Genomic DNA, 20,036 nt, shown 5'->3' on the forward strand with positions numbered 1-20,036 from the left:
TTAAGGATGTTCTCAAGGAAACACTACCGTTCTGTTCCCTGCTTGCTCTGAATTATGCAATTATTTGCAGCGTTCTGACGTAGGGATAAACATTTTCTGCAGAATAAGCCAAGCGTTCTACGACTTATTTTATTGTTCCTCGACAAGTTTTAAGCCATCTGAGATAACTAATCACACTTACTTAATATATCCTCAATCAAAGAATCAAAATCAACGCCTGTAATGAAAGCTGTTTTTGATATATTGGCTCTATAATCTCCGAGTTTTATTCGTCTGCCAGTCGTATCGCTCTCTGCATTCAATACTGGTGTCATTATCTCTTCTAGTTCCTCACCGATTTTCAAATGCACCTTTGTTTGAGCAAAGATTTCAGCCTCATGTTCTTCGATATACTCAATTGATGAATCAGCAGGAATATTCACTTTTTCCGAATCTGATAAATCTACGCAACAGAGTGCATAGCATTCAGGATTGCTTGCAGCCATTCTTACCTGATTCGTACTCATGTGCGCATAATTGTCATACTCAAAATTCCACTTAGCTTTCACTTCCACATAATACACATCCTTACCATTATAGCTGATGATAATGTCTTGACCATTTTGGATGTCATTTACGGTCATGTCGTCATCAATGTGTTCACGAGTCTTAACTTTTAGCAGCTCATGGCCAAGTCTTTCACGTATTCTATCCTCAATAGCTTTGCCTATCCTGTAACAGAAATGGAATGTACTCTGACGCTCATCATCCAATTCTTTCTGACGTTCCATCTGACTGATGAGGGCCGGCAAAGCACCATTCTCATTAAGGGCGGCAAGGCGGATAATATCCTCATCTTCCATATCCATAATTGAGAATATACCTTTCTGAGCGTCACCACTTGCCATATCAAAGGTGTATTTAGCTTTATTATCATCAATACTTGTAAACCATTTATCCCAGCCTTCACCATTATCCAGTTTCAAGATGATTTGTCGAATGATGCCTTCCCATGTCTTGTCCCTAGCACGTTCACCGTTGTTCACCTCTTTCATATACTTTATCAATTCTGTTTGAATAACTGGAGCTATATCATCAGGCGTTTGTGTAGCATAATCCTTATATAAGTTTTCAAAATCAATATCAATCCACTTTTCATGAAGGTCTTTTCCGATGATTGAATTATAGATGTTAGCCAAATCTGGAATGACACCTTCGTTTTTCAATAGTTCCTTCTTTACGCATAAATATCCCTTCTGACAAGGTATCACTCCGTAGTCATCCAGTTTATCTTTTCTGTTGGTTTCATTACTTTTGGCATATTCTGTCAAGAAGCTCAAGAGGAATGACTTATTACTCTTCACCCAATTTTCGTCTTCCATACTTATTCTGCACAAAGTATATTCAAGAAGTAGGTTGAATGGAGAACTATAGAAATCCTCCTCTCTCTCCTCCTGCTTTTGCAAGAAACTCTTGCAGAATGTCTTGTGGTAATAAGTCGGTAACACTGTCATTATCTTGCCTCTAAAATTTGTGAATTCATCCTGGGAGGTAGCCGAACAGAAATCAATCAAAGCCGTTATTTGATCATCCGTCAATGTTTGTTTCTGGGGTTGAACGAGGGTACTTGACCTCCACTTATTCATTGTGACTAGAATCGCGTTATGCAAATCGTTAACCGTATATTGAGTAAAATTTGCAAGCGAGAGATAGGTTGTATCCAGCATCTTTGCTTTATCATCACCCATCAGAAGAGATGCCAGTTTGTATAACTCGTCAGTCATAAAGTCACCATACCTCAGATTTTGTCGCAAGCATAATTTACCGTCACGATTCGGTATGAGTGCATATTTGTCATACAAAGCTTCGTTACCACTGTCTTTAAGGAACTGAAGAAACTCAAGCAGATTGTCAGATTTATCTTTGATAGCCATACATACATCATCGAGAGTCACAAAAAAACCATCGGTATTCTCACAGTCCCAAGTGTCAACAAGTTCCGACCACTTAATCAAATCTGTTGATGGCAATAGGTATCCTTGATTGTTGTCATCCTTTACGAAAGCCGCATACTTAGCCAAAGTACTTTCATAAAGTTTACGTTTCTCCAAATCAAGATTTACATAGAAGTCATGATGCAGCAATCGCACTCTGCTGTCAGTTATACTTTTTCTTCCTTCTGCTGTGGGAATCACCTTCCAATTTCTAACTTGCGTATTCCACATCTTCTGCATCTCGTTGTAGAATCGTTTTTGCTCTTCGTCCTCAGTTTCTTTAACGAAATCCACTTTGCACAAATCACGTATCAAAGTGGAATCATTTCCTTCTATTTGATAGAAATCAAACAAAGCATGCATCATGGATTTCAGTGTATTTTCATTCTTTTCCCCAGATTCCTTTTTGGATGGCACATCCTCTGGGAGCTGAATATTGTTACGCTTCTCCACAGGGTAGAACTTCTTGGAATGGAAAATAAAATTCACACCAAACTGTTCTGTACCCAACAAAGGAAACCACAAGAATAACGAAGGGATCTTATTGACATCATCACATATAAATGGATATGGCGGTATTATTACCAAATCTTCTTTATCTTTTGACAAAAGGTAGTGACAGCCATAAGATACACTTGTATTCTCAGATGATAGTATATCCACACGATTTACAACCGACTCAATCTCATGCCATCCATTTTCACCAAAAGGTTTATCTAAATTGAGAGTTGTTGATTTTCGAAATACATAATGTTCCTTTCTATGATTATCGCAAACTTCAACCTCTTTTATACGTTCATTTATAACCAAAACAAACGGCAACATTCCAGATACTTTCTTTATTTGATCAGAAACAGTATCAACCAATTCGGTTGTCAGATTATATCTGAATACGGTAGGCGAATCACCTTGGCATTCTTCCGTAGATTCACACATATTCTCAACCTGCATCAGCTCACGATTCATCTCTTTGTATGCTTCCAGAGATGCCGTATTGCTTCGGTCAAGAACCATATGCATATTAATATATTTTTCAACCTCAATCTTACTTTTGCGCACCTCGTAAGGACCACTTACATCCACCACACGATTGAAGGCATGAGTAGTCATAAAACCCGTACCATACTGACCAGCTAAATCCTTGGCAGGATCATCCTTCGAACTATCCTGCTTAACCAACGCTAACAAAGAGGAATACGAGAAAGGTTGACCATAATGCCGGAACACAATGCTATCCTCATTGAGTTCAATACAAATATGACAATCTTCACTCATGTCACGAGCATTCTGAACAAGCTCCCAAAGAGCACGTTCTCCGCTGTTGATAGTTAGATTCTCTATGCCAAGTTTCACCTTCTTACAATAGCCTACAATATCAAGATACTCTTTTTCAATATTCTGAAACTGCTTGGCAGTATCACAACCCAAGTTCCTATCATAAAAATAGTCTTCTAATTGTTGTTCTGTCATAATATTAGTGTGTTATAATTTCGTTTATAGGCAATATAGTATTAAATATCGCAATGGCTATATCTATAACCCGAGAGAATTTTTGATATGTACTATAACCCAATGCGGTACACAAATCCCGAGATAAGTGTTACTAACCAAGTGCAATCTAATATTATCTACGGAACAATCAAAAAGCAGTGATATCGCTTTAGATTGTTTCATTTAGGTACATTTACCTGTACACTGCCTTCTTTTCCATTAATTTAAAAAGTTAGAAACTCAGCTGTGCTATTTCGTATATCTTTTTTAGGGGACATAATTTCAGTTTGTTCCTATTGATAATATATAGAACAAGAAGTTAGAGAACTGATTTTCTGACACCTAATTTCTTATTCTGTATAAATATCTATTAAAGCCATTAGAATTTGCAACTATTGTAAAGATTCCGCATACTCACTAAAAATAACCCTCATAATCTTTTTCCAATTTTCTGGTACCATACTCCAATCTGTCCAATCTTTTACAAATTTATATGCGCAATATGGTTTGTCAGAATTTGGAGAATCATAACCCAATTCTTCTTCAACACAATTATGCATCATTATTCTCTTAGTCTCATCGTTATCTAAAGCGTTTAGTATTGGAGCATTCATTTTTGCAGCACCAACGGTATCTGAATCTTCGTCATGGACCACAAATAGGTTGACATTTAATGCCTTTAAATATTTAATAAACGAAATCATTGTTGCCTTACCTGTAGCTTTTACAACTTGATAATTTTCTTTGATGGCTTTTTTGACTTCCATAGGCATAACATTTATGGTATGTTTGAATACAATATCTTCTGTATCCCCCTCGACTATTATCACTTTTTGAGCAAAGAAAACTCTTGAAACATAATTATCAATTTTTTGAATCATTTTTACACGCATACAATCGTCTTCCACTATCTCTTTAAAAGCTTCAGTCAAATTAAATGCAGTAACAGAAACAAAATCATGATCAATATTTCTAAAACTATTAAGCGTTTGTCGATTTCCTTTGGATAAGTCTATCATATATGGAGAATGTGTTGTAGAAACAATTTGATTACTATCAGACGCCAATTCATATATTATGTCTCTCATCTTTTCCGCTGCATTAGGATGCAAAAACAACTCTGGCTCTTCAAAACCTATAATAATACCTCTATACTGATTTTCTGCTTTTTGCTCTTCTCTCTGTTTGTTATAACGAAGAAGAGCAAACACTGTAGCCCTTATTAACCCTGTACCCTGACGTTCAATAGGCGTTTTCACATTACTAGTAAGTGATGCTGAGAATTTGGCCTTTAGATTTTCAGGTTTTGTCAGTTCTGTTTCAACATTGATTGAAGCTTTATGAAAAACTCCATCGACTACCTTATTTAATTCAGACATTAATTTCCCAAATTCAGTATTAGGATCTGTTGTATCCATTTCCCTTTCCAACTCAGACAATGCATCAACTGCTTTCTGATAATTTGGAGATGCTTCCCTTACTTGACTAAATAATATATCCAGTAAATCATGAAGCGTACCAGATTTATCAGCAGCCATTTCATCACTTAAAACATCTGCCTTAATCTTCAAAAATCGTGGTAATTTTGAAAGCACATTACCTGCAATCCCCCCAGGATTTTCAAACCATTCTTCTCCATCATTAACATCAAACGCCTCAGGACAAATACTTTCTAATTCTTTTTTCTGTGAAGCGTTAATTTTCTTTGTCAAATCACGGCCTGCAAAATAAGACATATCTATCCCTTTATCTATCAATGCCTGATAAGTTTGACAATCATTATATTCATTCTTTAGAGTTACAGTGTGCATTAAAATTTCACGATGTTGTTTTTCATCACTTGAAAGACGTACCCTATATTTGAAAGAATAGGTATTATCTTCTTCATTATATTTTAATCGTGAAGCATTAAAACCTCTTTGTTGCACAATCTCTTTAGGCACATCAATAAACAATCCTTCTATAATAACATCATCTTGGTAATTAATTTCCTCATTACCGTCATCCGTAATAAATCTAGATCTACAACTATTATCCAATTTACTTTTTTCAGATGTTAAAATTTCTATTGCATCCAGTGTTGATGATTTGCCTGAATTATTTGCTCCAACTAAAAAGGTTGCATCAGCAAAGTTTATTTCAACATTATTGAGTTTGCGAAAATTTCTAATACACAATTTACTTAATTTCATACACTTACTTATTTAATATCGTAATTCTTTATCATTCACACTCCAATTAAACATTGCCTACAATAAAATCTTTCAACTCATCAAACGTAGTATTAATAAATGTGTTATCTGCCATTTTACTAGTATTGATAGACTGAATTTCACTATATTGCTTACGTACAAAACGGAGGTCAAAGGCAAGTCTAAGATCATCCTTTGCCTCTTTCCCCCTTTCCCCCTCTATTTGCTTAGCATCTTTCGCTGTAATGGTGCGCATTCCTATTATTTCATACACATCACGTATTCCTTTGCCTTTGAAGTATGGCATGAAATAATGAAGATCTTGCAACGGAATAGTTGTCGGGAAGTGGCTACCTGTATAGTAGAGTGTGGCTTCACCATCCATAAAACTTTGTAGATAACCCTTACGACTGCTGTTTGTCACAAGACCTATCAACACGCGATTACCGACACCAACGAAAGAACCTTTCTGTGGTATTACTTTCGATATGGTTTCATGCGATTTATTTTGAATAAGTACTTCTATGAATTGCTCTAAAAGTAGTCGGTTATGAGTATCCTTGGGACGAAGTGGGAATGCTCCAATATTTACCTCATCTATAGTCTTACGGAACTTAGATACGGCAACATCAGTTGGTTCACCATCACCCGGGAACAGGATATAACCGCCTATCACTTCTTTTTTCAAAGCATCCGATTGGCAATCTTTATAATAGATGGCATCACGGTATCTGTGCATCTGGTTGATTGCATCTTCGGGTGGAACATCGACTCCATTTTTATCCTTTCCATCAATGCGATATTTTGCATCAAACAGGTAAGTCATTTTCATTCCTTCTTGCAAATCGTTTTTGGTAAGCTGCAACACAATGTCCGGTTTCTGAGGAACAGTTGGCACTACTAAGTCAGTTATACCGACTGAATTATTTTCATGTTCAGAACTCTTCGGATTATAGATTAACTCCGCCAGTTCTACATTATCTTTCTTGAAAAGGATGCGCGAATGTTCTCCCTTACCCAAATCCCATGTAAACAGACCATTCATTTCCATACGGTTTCTATGGTCTATATCTTTATCAGATAAGTGCAGCTTTTCTTTTACTATATGGCTTACTTCTATGAAACACCAAATTTCATAAAGCGTTGCTATATCTTTGGTCTGCAAGCGATATATACCATCGTTCAGTGAATAGGAACGTTGGAGTAGGTTCCACGTGCGATATACCTGACTATATCCGGTAGCCTTTTGCAGAACCAAACTTTCTTGATTCATTCCTTTGTAGTTTCCTACAGTGCGAAAAAAAGGATTTCGCTGTAGGTGCTTCAGTGTCGTTAACGTGACTTGCATATCGTCCTTCATCACATCGGAAGCATTCTTCACAGCTTCTATACGCTTCTTCAAGCCTTCATACTTATCGGCAATTTGCCCAAGTGCAAATTTCAGGAACCTGTTTTCTTGTGTATCATTTGTCCAAACATGTTCCTCTACACGGTATAAATGAGCACAGTCATTCCTGTGTTCTGCCAATTCGTTTTCTATGTAAGAGGGGATAAATGTCAGCTTGTCTGCACGTTTGTAAGCATCCTTTCCATGTAGTCGATGCCGTGGGCGGTCAATGATATTTTTACAAGCCTTTATGAATTTCTGTTGTTCATTGGCAAATACGCTCCACCAAATTATTTCTGGGGTATTTCCGCTTGTATCGGGCGAAAAGCCATGAAAGGTTCTTCGCATATAATCAAGTGAAAGCATTCTGTACTCTTGCTCAATATCCTCGATAATGGTTTTCCAATGCTCGTGATAGTTGAGCTTTGTGCTTAACACTTCAAATGAGAAAACAAACCTATGGGTCTCTGTCCCTACTTGATATATGAATTGTATTTCACTGTGCCCAACCTCATTGCCATAATTCAGGAAACCGGCTAATATCTGTCTGCGAAAAGAAAATTTCTCATTTTCATTTTGAAGGATGGAACCGAACTGTGCTTTTTTCACATAGTCCTTGAATTCAATCCAAATAGGATAATCGACATTATCAAAAAATACGGCAGGAGCTTTTTGGCTGTTCTCAATCGTAACTCTTTCTCCAATATGGTTGCTTAGAGAAACAGATACTACTCCCTCCGACCAAGAATAAATAGAGTGTAGTCCTTCTTCTCCCACATTGCTCTTGGCCTTACGCCAAATGTCATCGAACTTTGTACATTCGACAATCATTTCGAAATCCTGATGTTTTATGGTAAGCAGTTCCATCGTCTCTTGCAGATATCTGATAGTTTTAGCTCCAGAAACTTGTATAACCGGATGACAATCGTACTTGCATTTCTTTCAGTTTGGCTATGGAAACAGATTCTATTTTCTTGTCTTCTCCAGTCAATGCCAACAACTGCGTTTCGATAGTGGTAATCAACTTTTCAAGAAATGAATGCTTGACTTTTGTATCGTCTCCTTCAATACGCGACAATATTTTCATGCTTGTTATTTCATCCAATGCAGTTGCTATGACTTCATCCTCACTGAACTCATTTCCGTTTTCATCCTTACTGTATGGCAAGTTGTTTACCACATAAAGCAAAAATTCATTTCTTGTACGATAGGCAATCTTGAACGGTGTACCATTAAGGACATCATTTACTGCTTGCAAATAGGTTAGTACCTTGTTGCAAACCTCCTCATTATCGGCATAGACATCCACTCCTTCTACGGCTGTGCCGATAAGCATATCACTATTTAACTTACCAATGCGTTCATATTTGCTGTCCAATCCGGCATACAAATCTACTTCATTCATTTCTATGGTCATGGCACGGTCAAGTACTTTTCGGGAAAAAGAAAAGGTCGTTTCATCCATATTTACTGTACCAACTACGATTAGATTTTGTGGTATGGTTATGCCTTCTTCCAAGAAACGCGTTCTTAATGCATCATTATCTTCTGTCAGTTCAGCGGTCAATACCCGATACCAATCTTCCGTACTTTTCTTTAGGATGGGATCTGTTGTAATCGTACCATCTTCATTACTTTTGCGAGATTCTATTACGCTAAGAAATTCTGCAAAGTATTGTTCTACAGGAGCAAGATTCATTTCATCCAGACAAAGGAAATAAGGTACATCTAAGTTTTCCCAAGCCTGTGTAATAAATCTTAAAAAATCGCCAATCACATATATGGGGCTTCCACTGACACGACTAACATATCCCATGAGTTCGGTCGAATCGTGCCAATTAGGTTTTACTTGAATCATCTCAAAATTCTTAGGCTTTTGGGCTTTGTATTCTGTGGAATCTTCATCCCAACATGCACGAGCAAGTTCACGAACGATGCGGCTCTTGCCTGTTCCTGAAATACCAGCAAGCAAAATAAAGGGCTTAGTCTTGATGGCAGTAATAATATCCCTATATTTGTAGTATTGAGGATTGGAATCGTCATCTTTCTCTTTATCAAACATTTTGAAAATTTCCTTAGGAGAAATTATTGCTTTTTCTTGGGACATTTCCAAACTCCCATATTTTACAACATATTCAGCGAAATCAGAACTTGTAGGCAATAGTTCGTTCAATAATTCAGTAGAATAGTATTTTGACAAGTTGTTCTTAATTTCAGAAATCCCAATCTTTGAGACACTAAAATTATACATTCTACACAGCCATATAGCAAGAGCTATTTTACAATCTTTATTTGTGACATATTTCTTGATGTTTTTATAAAAGGCTCTATTTATAGACAAAACTCCATTTTGAACATTGAATAATGCCGCATCTTTAGTTCTACGTGGAAAATCATGTAAAACCGTAGGATTTGCAATAGACTCTTTGACAACGTTTACTGAAAAGAAATTACTTCCGACTTTGTAATCTTTTTCGTTTTTTATATCTGTGAAAAAGTTCGATGTATAATAAGAGCCGTCTATACTTACAATATCTCCTACATAATTAATAAATAGCTCTCTATCTTCTTTCTCTTTTGTATCGCAATTCTTGTTACCTTTTAAGACAAAACGATCTAATGCAAATAAATATCTGATGGCACTTATAAATTGAGTAGCACCTTGACTCGAAGGACTACTTGTATTGTGTGACAATACTTTATAAGCAGCCAATAGGGATTTTTTATCAATATAAGCCATATCTATTATTCATTAATTGGAAGAAATCTTAACAAAGCTGTTGCTGTAATCCAACCAAGTATTGGAGGAACAGCATTGCCAATAACTTTATATCTAGCAGCTAAAGGTATTGCGTTGAACAAATAGTCATCTGGAAATGACTGAATTCTTGCGCATTCCCTAACAGAATATCTCCTGTTTTCAATAGGGTGTGTGATTCCACATTTGTCAGGTTGTGCAGAAGCTGTAATTGTGCCACAAATTTCTCCAAAAGCAAATCGTCTGAAGAATTTTGGAGCATGGTAACGCTTCGGATTATCATAGATATTTCTAAATCGTGGAGTCAGCATTTCATAAGGTATATCTTTCCATGATCTCCCTTCCATACAAATTGCTGGTAAATGAGCATGAGAATATCCATCATGAAAATATTGAAATCCTTCAATACCATGAGCACAACTTCCGATTAAATCTACTGTTTGTTGTGTCCCTGGACTATATTCCCATACATCATTATCAGGTAAATTCTCCACACCTTGTAATATCCTACCTAATACCAGTTCCTCAATGTTTCCATAATGTTCGGATGGTATATTGTTTTCCCGAACAACTGTCTCCAATAAGTTGAAATTGAAATGCCCAAGATTCAATTCTCGATCTATTCCAACCATTAGAACACGATAACGTTTTTGGGGGACTCCGTAGTCAGAAGCGCAAACTAATTTGTATGATACGTCATACCCCAAATCTCCCATAATTCTAACTATTTCTTCAGGCACGCTATTGCCATTTGCAACGTGAGATGAAAGAATGCCTCTAACATTTTCAAATAAAAAGGCTTGAGGACGATGTCCTGCTTCAATTTTGGCTGCAATTATTCTATGGCATTCTTCAAATAGAGTACCTCTTCCATTTTCATCATCGACCCCTTGTCTTTTGCCTGCGTTGGAAAATGGTTGACATGGGAAACCTGCTAAAAGAATATCAAAATCTGGTATTTCGTTGGCATTAACGTCTCTAATATCGGCCAAAAGACAGTTAACTCCATCATTTGTTAATAATGGATTGGCATTATAACAAGATTGTGCGTCTTGATCAAAATCATTAGCAAACAAAATCTCAGTATTTAATCTATCGTAATTCTGTCCTCTGAATGTAAATCCTCCTGTAAATCCTAAATCAAGACCACCACATCCAGAAAACAGAGATGCTATTATTTTAGGCATTTGTATCTATTTAATTAAATGTTTTTATTGACCACAATAAGTCTTTGATATCTACTTCAAGTACTTTCGCAATTTCAACTAATGTTTCCAAGTTTGGTTGCATGGTATTTGTACACCATTTTGAAACAGTTCCCGGATCTTTTCCTAACTGTTCTGCCAGCCATTTATTGGTGCGTTTCTTTTCTGCTAAGACCACCTTCAAACGATTTATATCTTTATTCATACGTTCTGTGATATATTTTGAATGCAAAGATAATCATTATAATCGAAATCTTGTTCAAATTATAATGATTTCTCAATAAATATATGTCGAAAAACAACCTTATATTGAAATATAATTCAATATTTATTTTGCCATCTTGGATTCATTTTAACAAAAAAACATGATTTTACCTTACTTATCAAAGACGATATGGTATTTCTGAAGAATAAAAAGTTAATGACTTAAAGTCTGAGGCTTTCTCTTTCAATAATTTTGCGACCAACATCATTTGCCTATTTTTATCTGCGGTTGGCCCTATTGCTACTAACTTTAACGCAGTCAAGGGTAATTTTACCTCTATATAAGGCAATAGCAATCCATTTCGATTACGATAATTAACTTTATTATTAAACTCTCTACAACAAAACCTATATTCATCTTCATATTTATAAGCAGGGTTCTTTATATTGCTTGGGACAAAAGCTCGCAATAACATATAATTATCAAGCGCAATTTTAGTATCAACATTCTCTTGAACTTCTGTTTCCATTTTAAAATTTCCAACAATAAAATTCATATTTGTTTTATATACATGTTTTACGTACTCCTTCCATATGTTCATTTCTTCATCTGCTTTTTGCAGACTATCAATATATTCCCCCACTCCATATGTGATTTTCATTAGTGGTTCCTTATTATTTGAATTCAAGAAATCATTCAATTCATTTAAATCAAAACCAAGACAAACACCGCTGCCGTTTTGTCCATACATATTCCACATTGGCAAAGAATCAAAAGATTTTGAAAAAGAAACAGAATACATATTAGTCAAACTATTTTCCTCAATATTTCTATCCCAAATTAATTCATCTAATTCTTTCCTATCTAATTCTGTGATTCTCTGCCCTATTGGTATCGACAATTCCTTTTCTACATCGGGTAAAACTTCCCACATTTTTCCAACACCATATTCTATTTCTTCTGGATCATTCATATAAGAAATATGTGAAGCCCAAAATGTCATAAGAATTTTTTCTTTTGATGTATTATTAAGCATACTAGCCAATGTTCCTGCATTAGTATAGTGAAAAACGCATGAATCTACTATTCGTTGGATTTCTTGCCAATCCTCTCGTAATTTTTCATCTTTTCTTTCTAACACTTTCGCTAATAACTGTCTATCATCACCGTTCATATTATTTTCTATTTATGTGTTTATTTTTAGCTTCTGATTCGATATGATTTCTTTGCTCAAAATTCCTGAAATTACTATATTCTCGCTCACACATACCTAATCGCATCACCAAATCACTCCATCTTTTCACTGTTTCAATCTTTACCTTCCTCGTATAAACAAGCCCAATCTTTAGCCTGAAACTCTTTTTCAAAGGCTTCCAAATCCTCTTTAAGTCTCTCATGCTGGTCGTCTTCCCCATCATCACCACTCATCACCCAATCTATGCGAGTTGCATATATCTCCGCAATGCGAATTTGTTTGTATGCCTCTTTCATAGTCTCTATAGTTTCATCTGATAACTCCAACACATCAGCGTCATCCGGATAACGGTCATAATAACAATGATGGATTGAGTATAATACCGGAATCTGTTCGCCATCACGAATATCGGACATATATCGCTTTGTTGATTGGAACATTACTTTATCATCAAAGAATTGTCGATCTACATATTTTTGTTCTGCCCTAATGATTGTTTTATCTGACAAAAGAAAAGATTCCGCTTCTTCATAGCTTAAAAAAGACAAATAACCCATATAACTATGGAATGAACCAAAGCTATCTTTCTCATAAATAGTCCAATAATCCTTGTGGATTTTCTCCGGTTTTGGCCGTAAAGCTCTTGCAATATCACGCTCTATAGAATCCGCAATCTCACCAATTGCATATACATTCCTATCAAAATATCCTCCGCTCATAATTATAATTTTTCAATTTACTTTAGAATTAACATTACACCTCTTATCCAACACCCCACTAAACATATCCATTTCTCTCTTGGAAATCTCCAATCGTGTTGCCAGTTCTCTCCACCCTTTCACAACATTAGTAACCTCTGAAATAATCTGTTCAGTCGTTTTTCGGTTAAGCATATAATCTCCACAAGCATCAAGCAAAATACTGAGGTCTGCCTTGTTGGATGTTGCAGAAATAAGCAGACTTTGATATTCATTCTGAGTAGGATTCATATCGTATGCAGGAGAAAGCGTCCAGCCTTTTGCAGCCAAAAGAAAACCATGATTGCGGAAATGGTCATCGCTGTTGCCAATACAGATATTGAAAGCCACGCGACGATAGAGTTCCTGCAAATTGCGCTCTACATCCGTACAGTTCTGAATGATAAAATCAACTATATCCAGATAACCATGCCCTGTAGTCGCATTATCACCGTCATTCAGTCCCAATAAAGTCATTGCGGAAGCGAAATGAATCCTTTTTCCATCTTTGGTTCTGTCAAAACGCACCGAAAGCAATGTATGATATTTTTCGTCTGTGGCAAGAACTTTTGTTTTCGCTGCATTGATACCTGCTTTTACTGCAAGCAGATGGCTAAAATATTCCCAAAGCCCGGCATCATAATCATCTTTACGTGATGGAAACTTAGCAATGTACAGCGTTTTATCTGTATCTATCACACTTGCCTTCGGTCTTGCTCCACCCAATGAAGAACCAGGCTGCACAAGTTGCGTAATCCACTTTCTGTCTGGTAACACATTGTCTTCTTCGCTTCTCTCAATCTCCGCACTGGCTGCTCTCAATTCTCTAATATCTGTAAGAGGTGGAATCTTCAAAAACTCTCTCACATTTATAAATTCTCCATCAAGGTTTTCCTTGAAGCGGAAAGCACCCATCCGGGAGAAGTCATCAATACCGGTCAGGAAATCGAATGAAGACAACCTTTGCACAGGTCGTTTTTCTTCCATTGCTGCAATCTGCTCACGTCGCAATAACAGTGTCCGTCCCCAGCGGTCAGGCAAAGCATCAGAAAAACATCCGAATATATCTTTCTCTGGCTGTGTATATTGTTGTCCCGGATAATTGTTCAAATCATCGCTCAAAAACAAATCGCCATGCTTTTTCAACCACTCATTGCTAAACGCAAAACAATAGCTGTCCGAGCCACGAAGTGACTCATAGCCCAACTCGCCAATGAGTTCTATCTCTTTCAGCCAGTCAAAATCGGCATATACATATAGTTTCTTCATAGCCTACTCCTTTTTTGACGCACGTTCCCTTGTCTTCAAACTCAAATCCTGCAATGCTTTCCCCAATTTATCTTCTTTCGCCAGCCACAAAATATCATCGTCAAGCTGTAAGGCATACAGCACACGCAAATATATACCAATCGCTACAGTCGGTGCGCCTTTCTCTATTCTAGCTACAGTCAACGGAGAACAAGTAGCACGTTCCGCCACCTGAGCCACACTCAGATTCCTTCGTAGGCGAGCCAATTTAATCTGCTCACCCACTATTTGCATTTTTTGCTCTAATTTTCGGGGCAATTTAGTACCCATTGTATTCTTTGCCATAGTCAACTCATCATATAATATGCAAAGATAATGCTTTTTCTTTATTTAATGATATATTACATATAAAAAAACACACATCATTGCATAATTAACCATGCATATAATCCATTTTCAAGAAAAAAATCCCCAAAACCAAGTGCTATTATATTGTTTGTTGTCACTATATATACCTATTAACGAACAAAATATTATTTGTTATACAGATACAATCTGCTCCTCATCACACATCACATCAAAGAACAATTCTGCTTGCCAAAAGAAAAACGACTTTACTTTATCCTTTGTATCCATGTATACGTCCATTAAAGTAAAGTCAAAAAGAGGGAGAAAGAAAGGATTGCCTTATTTTTCTTTTGGTCAGCACCATTATAATACACTACATCATCTTCAACCTTGGAGAAACAACCAGCAAAATAACCGCGAATATCACCACCAACAAAATGCGATGCAATATATCCCATACTTTCCACAAACACACCTCCCAATCAGCCCTTCAAAAATGATTTTGCACAAAGTTTTTCACTTGCTTTCATAATCCGAAAAATGCACTAATTTTGTACTCGTTCAGCGAAGAAAAAGAAGTGCAAAACAGACTTTTCTACCATTTTATTTATAAAATATTGGTAGTCAACTGGTCTAATATGCTGCATCGGCAAGTAAGAGGTGATCACTTATGATTAAGGTATATAATCAACACTTATTCAGGAGTTCATATTTTGAGCGCCTTTTTTTAGTTTTATGAGCGATAGCCATCATTTATATGAGCATTTTAAGGAAGTAACGTTCATTTTATACTTGATTAAGATTACTATATTTTTCAATGTCTCAAGATACGGAGTAGATAATTCTCAACAAATCAAAAAATAAATATTCGCTGACCGAATAAAATGCTTCAAATTATCTATCTTCATAACAAATAAGTTTCATTGATTAAAAGCATTATTAATTAAATCATGCAAAGTTGAATATTGAGCATCGTATCTTGTTTTTGAAGTGTAACCTTTTTTGGTAGAACAAAGACTATTACTATCAATTTCATATTCAGTTATGAAATTCACGAGAATATACATCTCGGATGTGTTTACATTTTTATACACATTTTGTTCTATTTCGTCAGCTGATACAACAGAACAAGTACCCCCTATAGAAAACAAGTGCTGGTCAGTATCATTCCTATGATGAAAGAGAAGATATCCCAACTCACTCAAATGTTCTATTATCTCCATTGACTCCTTTGTATATTTTATTCCAATGGCTATTTTTCCAGTAGGCATGAAATTTAAACTCTTTATATTATAATTTTCCATCATAACCATCAAAACGCCACATTTACCCGAAAGCGATAATGATGGTTTTGATCGTTGGCCTACTTCTGTAAGTATAGTATCGGGATCATCTCCAATCGCTACTTTTTCCACAAAGAAATATTGCCTTAACTCAGTTAACAACGTCTCATTTTCGTTTTTATATTTTAAATCTTTATCTAGCGCCAAAGAAAAATAGTCATCCCTGTGGTATGGTTGATAAAGTTTTCCTAATACCATTTGGAAGTTGACTTTGATGTACTCTTCTCCATTTACTCCTTGGCGTGCTGTCATCGCATAAAACTCAAAACGTGTTTTTAGCATTTCTTGAATTTCTTCTCGGAACCTCTTACGAACCTTTTGTTTCCACAGGTTCTTAGAACTATCACAGTCTTGTGCATAGAGCGAAACAACATATAAGAAATTTACGTCGTAGTGGCTGATAAGCAAAGTATCACGATCAAACAACCGGTTTTCAAAGTGACGTGAAATAAACGACTTCTGCTCATTCTCTGTCGTATAAATGTCCTGGGCATACGAAAGTTCATTATCCATCCTTGCACTGATAAAAAAGTTGGGCACAATGTTATATCCCTCGGTTAGCCGGCTGCGATAACATTTTTCCTCTTCTTTATTATCTAGGAATAGATTCATATTCCACTGTATCACATTTCGTGCATAGGTGTATTGCTTGTAGACAGACTCATCTGAAATGGAATTTCCAAGCTTATAATACTTGCTATCGCCAATGTAGTATATGGTTTTATCGTTCGTATTGGTAAGTCCAACATCCGCATAGATATGGTCTACCCGTTTTCCATCTTCTTGATCTTTAAGGCCTCTTGGAAGCATCTCCTTTTTATCACCCACCAATTCATCAATCATAGCCTCAAACACAATGTTGTAGTTTTGAGCTATTAAATACTCTTGTAGCTCACTGGCAACAGAGATATTATGTGACTTATCGAAAAATGCATAACATAGCCCCCACAACTCTAAAGACTTATCAGAGAAATATTTATATTCAATTTGACGGAGCCGAACCTTACCAAAACCATTTAGATAATTATTAAACTTTGCTCCCGTTATCAAATCAAATCCTACGTTCATGGATACAGGAAAACCATATTTGTCATTGATATAACGAAGAATAGAGAAAAAGATAACCAATAATTCTTCATCAAAATTTATTTGTCGTTTCTTATTTACAGGATTCAAATAGAAAGGAACATTATTTTGTACAATAGTCGTGCTATGAGCAATTGTACGTGTCCAATTTATTTTATTATGACCTGAATGAATATTTTTCAAAACAGTCATAAAGAAGCTTTGATTCTTTCGGTTAAACTCAACCAATGCTAATAGCACCTCTAAATAGGTATTAGTCATATGACGGTGGCTTATACCAGCCTGTGCCATCTGTTTATGGTATACTATATCGTTCTTGGGGTTGTATTTATTAAACACACACAATGAGCGATATATCCACACTGCAAACTCATAGATAAATTTTCTTTCCTCTTCTGTTAGTTCTTCTGCCTTTTCCACATGAATGATTGTAGCTGGGGCTAGATGAGAAAATACCATCCCATTCCTATCAATAAGTACCTTCGGCAAAAAGAAGACGCAATCCCTTATATGCGGGTTATATAGATAGCCTACATAATTTACCACGACTTCATGGCTGACATTTTCCAAGAAGTCGAGTCCCTTTAATGCATCTTTTACATCCGAAGCTTGGTAATGGTAGCCTTCAATCAAAATTCTCATTATCTTATTTTTTCGATTGTTATATCCAAGTTTGCAGCATTTACTTTATTAATAAAGTCTTGAATATTTCCACTGCCAATCTGAGTCGATACATAAATTGATTCTCCATTTGATAATATCACCTGCTTAGCTCTTTGATTCGGGTCAGACGAGCCAAATATTCTTGCTTCAAAATCAGACTGAGTTTCAACCAAATGCCTTATTGTACAATTTAAGCTCATCCATCGATTACGCACAGAATCTGCATTCATATCCGAATGATCTCTGCAGAATAATTCTATAGTACGTTTTACTAATTCTCCTTTACCATATTCACCATCTCCGTTTATAGAATACTTTGAATAGTCTCGTTGTGATGTAGGTATCCCTGCTATTTCATCCATTTCTGTTTCATCAGCAATAGAATCCGTATCTTCCGTTGTTAATGGAACTATTCCATTAGCCTCCATGAATGCATGTAATATCGCTTCACGCTGTAAACCAAAAAATTCCGTAAAGACAACTTTCTTCGTGCCATTTCCCTCCTTAATACGGAAGATACTTCTGTTATCGTCAGCATAATCTTTATAAACATCATTCCATAGGTAGAACAACACCTTTGAAACGAATTGGTCACAACTGATTGAAGTGCCGTTTCCTGCAGGTTTTGCAAACCAATAGCCAATCTTTTTATCTTCCGACCCTGTTATTTCATCTATTTTATTATTGATAACCGAGATAAATTGCCACCAATCATATTTACTTGAGCCTATTTCAATAATAAAATCTTTGTTACCTTTTTCGATTGGCATATATTCCCAATCCCAGCGACGCTTAAATGCACTATCAATAGGAAATAATGATTGGTCGCTGGTATTCATTGTCGCCCAAATATATAGATTACTTGGCAAACGCATCTCAACGCCATTCTTTATCTTTTCAGAAAGATTTACAGAGTCTTTAAATTCCCCAGTCAAAAACCTTTTTATATCATCATCTGGACAAATGGCAAACTTTGACTCACCGTTATCTCCACGGTCTAACAACTGGAATAAATCACCAAAAATCTGAGCACAATTACCTCTATTGATTTCTTCAATGATAAGATAATATGGCGAAGCCTCTCCTTCATTGACCAATCTCCATGCATTAACGTATGCTTTAAGAAAAGCTTGTGGTACATATTTATAAACAATGTGGGATTCATTTGATTTTGCAAGATATTCTTCTCCCACGGCCATTCCTTTATCAAACTCTACTGTGTAGCTGTCAGACATACCGCAAGCGCTCAAAATAGCCTTCTTATCTGCGATACTCAGTTGTTTCAATGAATACCAATACTTCGCTCCAAACTTCTGAGATGAATAAGGGACACCATGTTCTTTAAACTCAGTAAGCTTACTTATTAATTCATCTTTAGTATACAATTTTTCCTCATATCCCTCCATGGTGGGCTTATACGCTCCCACAAATGTGGAGTAATCACTATCAGGGTGAAATGTAGTACGGATACGATTAGTGCCGTTTGTGTATTCTTCTATTTTATTGGATTTTCCCGTACCGGGCGCTCCATAGTAAATTACTTGTAAACAGTCAGCAGAATCTTTTATACTCTCAGAGTGATTTTCACCAATATTACATTGAGGAACAACAATATCATTAAAATAATCAAAGAACACTTTTTTATCCAACTTGTCTGTTGGAACTGGAGGCAATGTTTTTTTTTGATAATTCACCTTTAGCGCAATAGTTCCATCAGCCTCCACAGATATATCAGAGAATAAATTTAGCATATTAGCAATTATATCTGCATTACCAAGCTTGATATCAAAGGTACTTTCTAATGCATCCTTTAATGTTGTTTTTTTACCCGCTTGAATTATATCCATTAACAAAGAGTTTAAAACAAAAATCCCATTATTATCCTGAATACTGTCGGTATATGGGTTTGGTATATAATACCTTCTTACCCAACCTTCAATATAAGATTTAGCCTCATCAAAATTTAAAGCATGATCAAATCGAGGATAAAAGTTTTCAGAATCTTCATAATATAATCCTAGTTGAGATGCTAATTGATACGCTGTTCTAAAAAAGTTCTGACTTCCATCCCACATTTTCCAGTGGTTATTGACATATTCACGCGCAGCATCTTTCTTCATTATAAAATAAGGAAGAATAGCTGTAAATTCACATACTTGTTTAATAGTGACATTTCGCCACCTACAAATTGGATCAGCCATAATT

The 20,036-nt window shown here is 36.0% G+C and carries 13 protein-coding genes; all 13 read right to left on the reverse strand.

Annotated elements, in window-relative coordinates:
• Positions 1-167 precede the first annotated feature (167 nt).
• The gene (locus tag DXD68_RS14795) at positions 168-3,443 is read right to left on the reverse strand and encodes a sacsin N-terminal ATP-binding-like domain-containing protein (protein WP_122362333.1); all 3,276 of its coding nucleotides are present in this window, start codon (positions 3,441-3,443) and stop codon (positions 168-170) included.
• A 413-nt stretch (positions 3,444-3,856) separates the two neighbouring features.
• A complete protein-coding gene (locus DXD68_RS14800) occupies positions 3,857-5,656 on the reverse strand; it encodes an ATP-dependent nuclease (protein ID WP_122362334.1) in 1,800 nt (599 codons plus the stop codon).
• Between the two features lie 46 nt (positions 5,657-5,702).
• Positions 5,703-7,910 (reverse strand): DUF2357 domain-containing protein, encoded by a 2,208-nt coding sequence (locus tag DXD68_RS14805; RefSeq protein WP_122362335.1) that lies wholly within the window; start codon positions 7,908-7,910, stop codon positions 5,703-5,705.
• Between the two features lie 25 nt (positions 7,911-7,935).
• Positions 7,936-9,783, reverse strand: coding sequence for an McrB family protein (locus DXD68_RS24530; protein WP_233577166.1), 1,848 nt, complete (start codon positions 9,781-9,783; stop codon positions 7,936-7,938).
• A 5-nt stretch (positions 9,784-9,788) separates the two neighbouring features.
• A complete protein-coding gene (locus DXD68_RS14815) occupies positions 9,789-10,988 on the reverse strand; it encodes a DNA cytosine methyltransferase (protein ID WP_122362336.1) in 1,200 nt (399 codons plus the stop codon).
• A 10-nt stretch (positions 10,989-10,998) separates the two neighbouring features.
• Entirely contained in the window at positions 10,999-11,211 is a 213-nt protein-coding gene (locus DXD68_RS14820; RefSeq protein WP_122362477.1) for a helix-turn-helix transcriptional regulator, read from the reverse strand.
• Between the two features lie 178 nt (positions 11,212-11,389).
• The gene (locus DXD68_RS14825) at positions 11,390-12,385 is read right to left on the reverse strand and encodes a DUF2971 domain-containing protein (RefSeq protein ID WP_122362337.1); all 996 of its coding nucleotides are present in this window, start codon (positions 12,383-12,385) and stop codon (positions 11,390-11,392) included.
• Between the two features lie 134 nt (positions 12,386-12,519).
• The gene (locus DXD68_RS14830) at positions 12,520-13,125 is read right to left on the reverse strand and encodes a hypothetical protein (protein ID WP_122362338.1); all 606 of its coding nucleotides are present in this window, start codon (positions 13,123-13,125) and stop codon (positions 12,520-12,522) included.
• Positions 13,126-13,137: 12 nt separating this feature from the next.
• The gene (locus DXD68_RS14835; protein WP_122362339.1) at positions 13,138-14,412 is read right to left on the reverse strand and encodes a type II toxin-antitoxin system HipA family toxin; all 1,275 of its coding nucleotides are present in this window, start codon (positions 14,410-14,412) and stop codon (positions 13,138-13,140) included.
• A 3-nt stretch (positions 14,413-14,415) separates the two neighbouring features.
• A complete protein-coding gene (locus DXD68_RS14840; RefSeq protein ID WP_122362340.1) occupies positions 14,416-14,736 on the reverse strand; it encodes a helix-turn-helix domain-containing protein in 321 nt (106 codons plus the stop codon).
• 302 nt (positions 14,737-15,038) lie between these two features.
• Positions 15,039-15,197, reverse strand: a complete 159-nt coding sequence (locus DXD68_RS24115) for a hypothetical protein (RefSeq protein ID WP_158585891.1) — start codon at positions 15,195-15,197, stop codon at positions 15,039-15,041.
• 462 nt (positions 15,198-15,659) lie between these two features.
• Complete coding sequence (locus DXD68_RS14850; RefSeq protein ID WP_122362342.1) at positions 15,660-17,810, reverse strand: LlaJI family restriction endonuclease; 2,151 nt, start codon at positions 17,808-17,810, stop codon at positions 15,660-15,662.
• Positions 17,810-20,032 carry a hypothetical protein gene (locus tag DXD68_RS14855; RefSeq protein WP_122362343.1) on the reverse strand — a complete coding sequence of 741 codons (2,223 nt, stop codon included), beginning with the start codon at positions 20,030-20,032 and terminating at the stop codon, positions 17,810-17,812. Before DXD68_RS14855 ends, DXD68_RS14850 begins: the two co-directional genes overlap by 1 nt.
• Positions 20,033-20,036 lie beyond the last annotated feature (4 nt).

Source organism: Parabacteroides sp. TM07-1AC (assembly GCF_003480915.1).
In the GTDB taxonomy this organism is placed as follows: domain Bacteria; phylum Bacteroidota; class Bacteroidia; order Bacteroidales; family Tannerellaceae; genus Parabacteroides; species Parabacteroides chongii.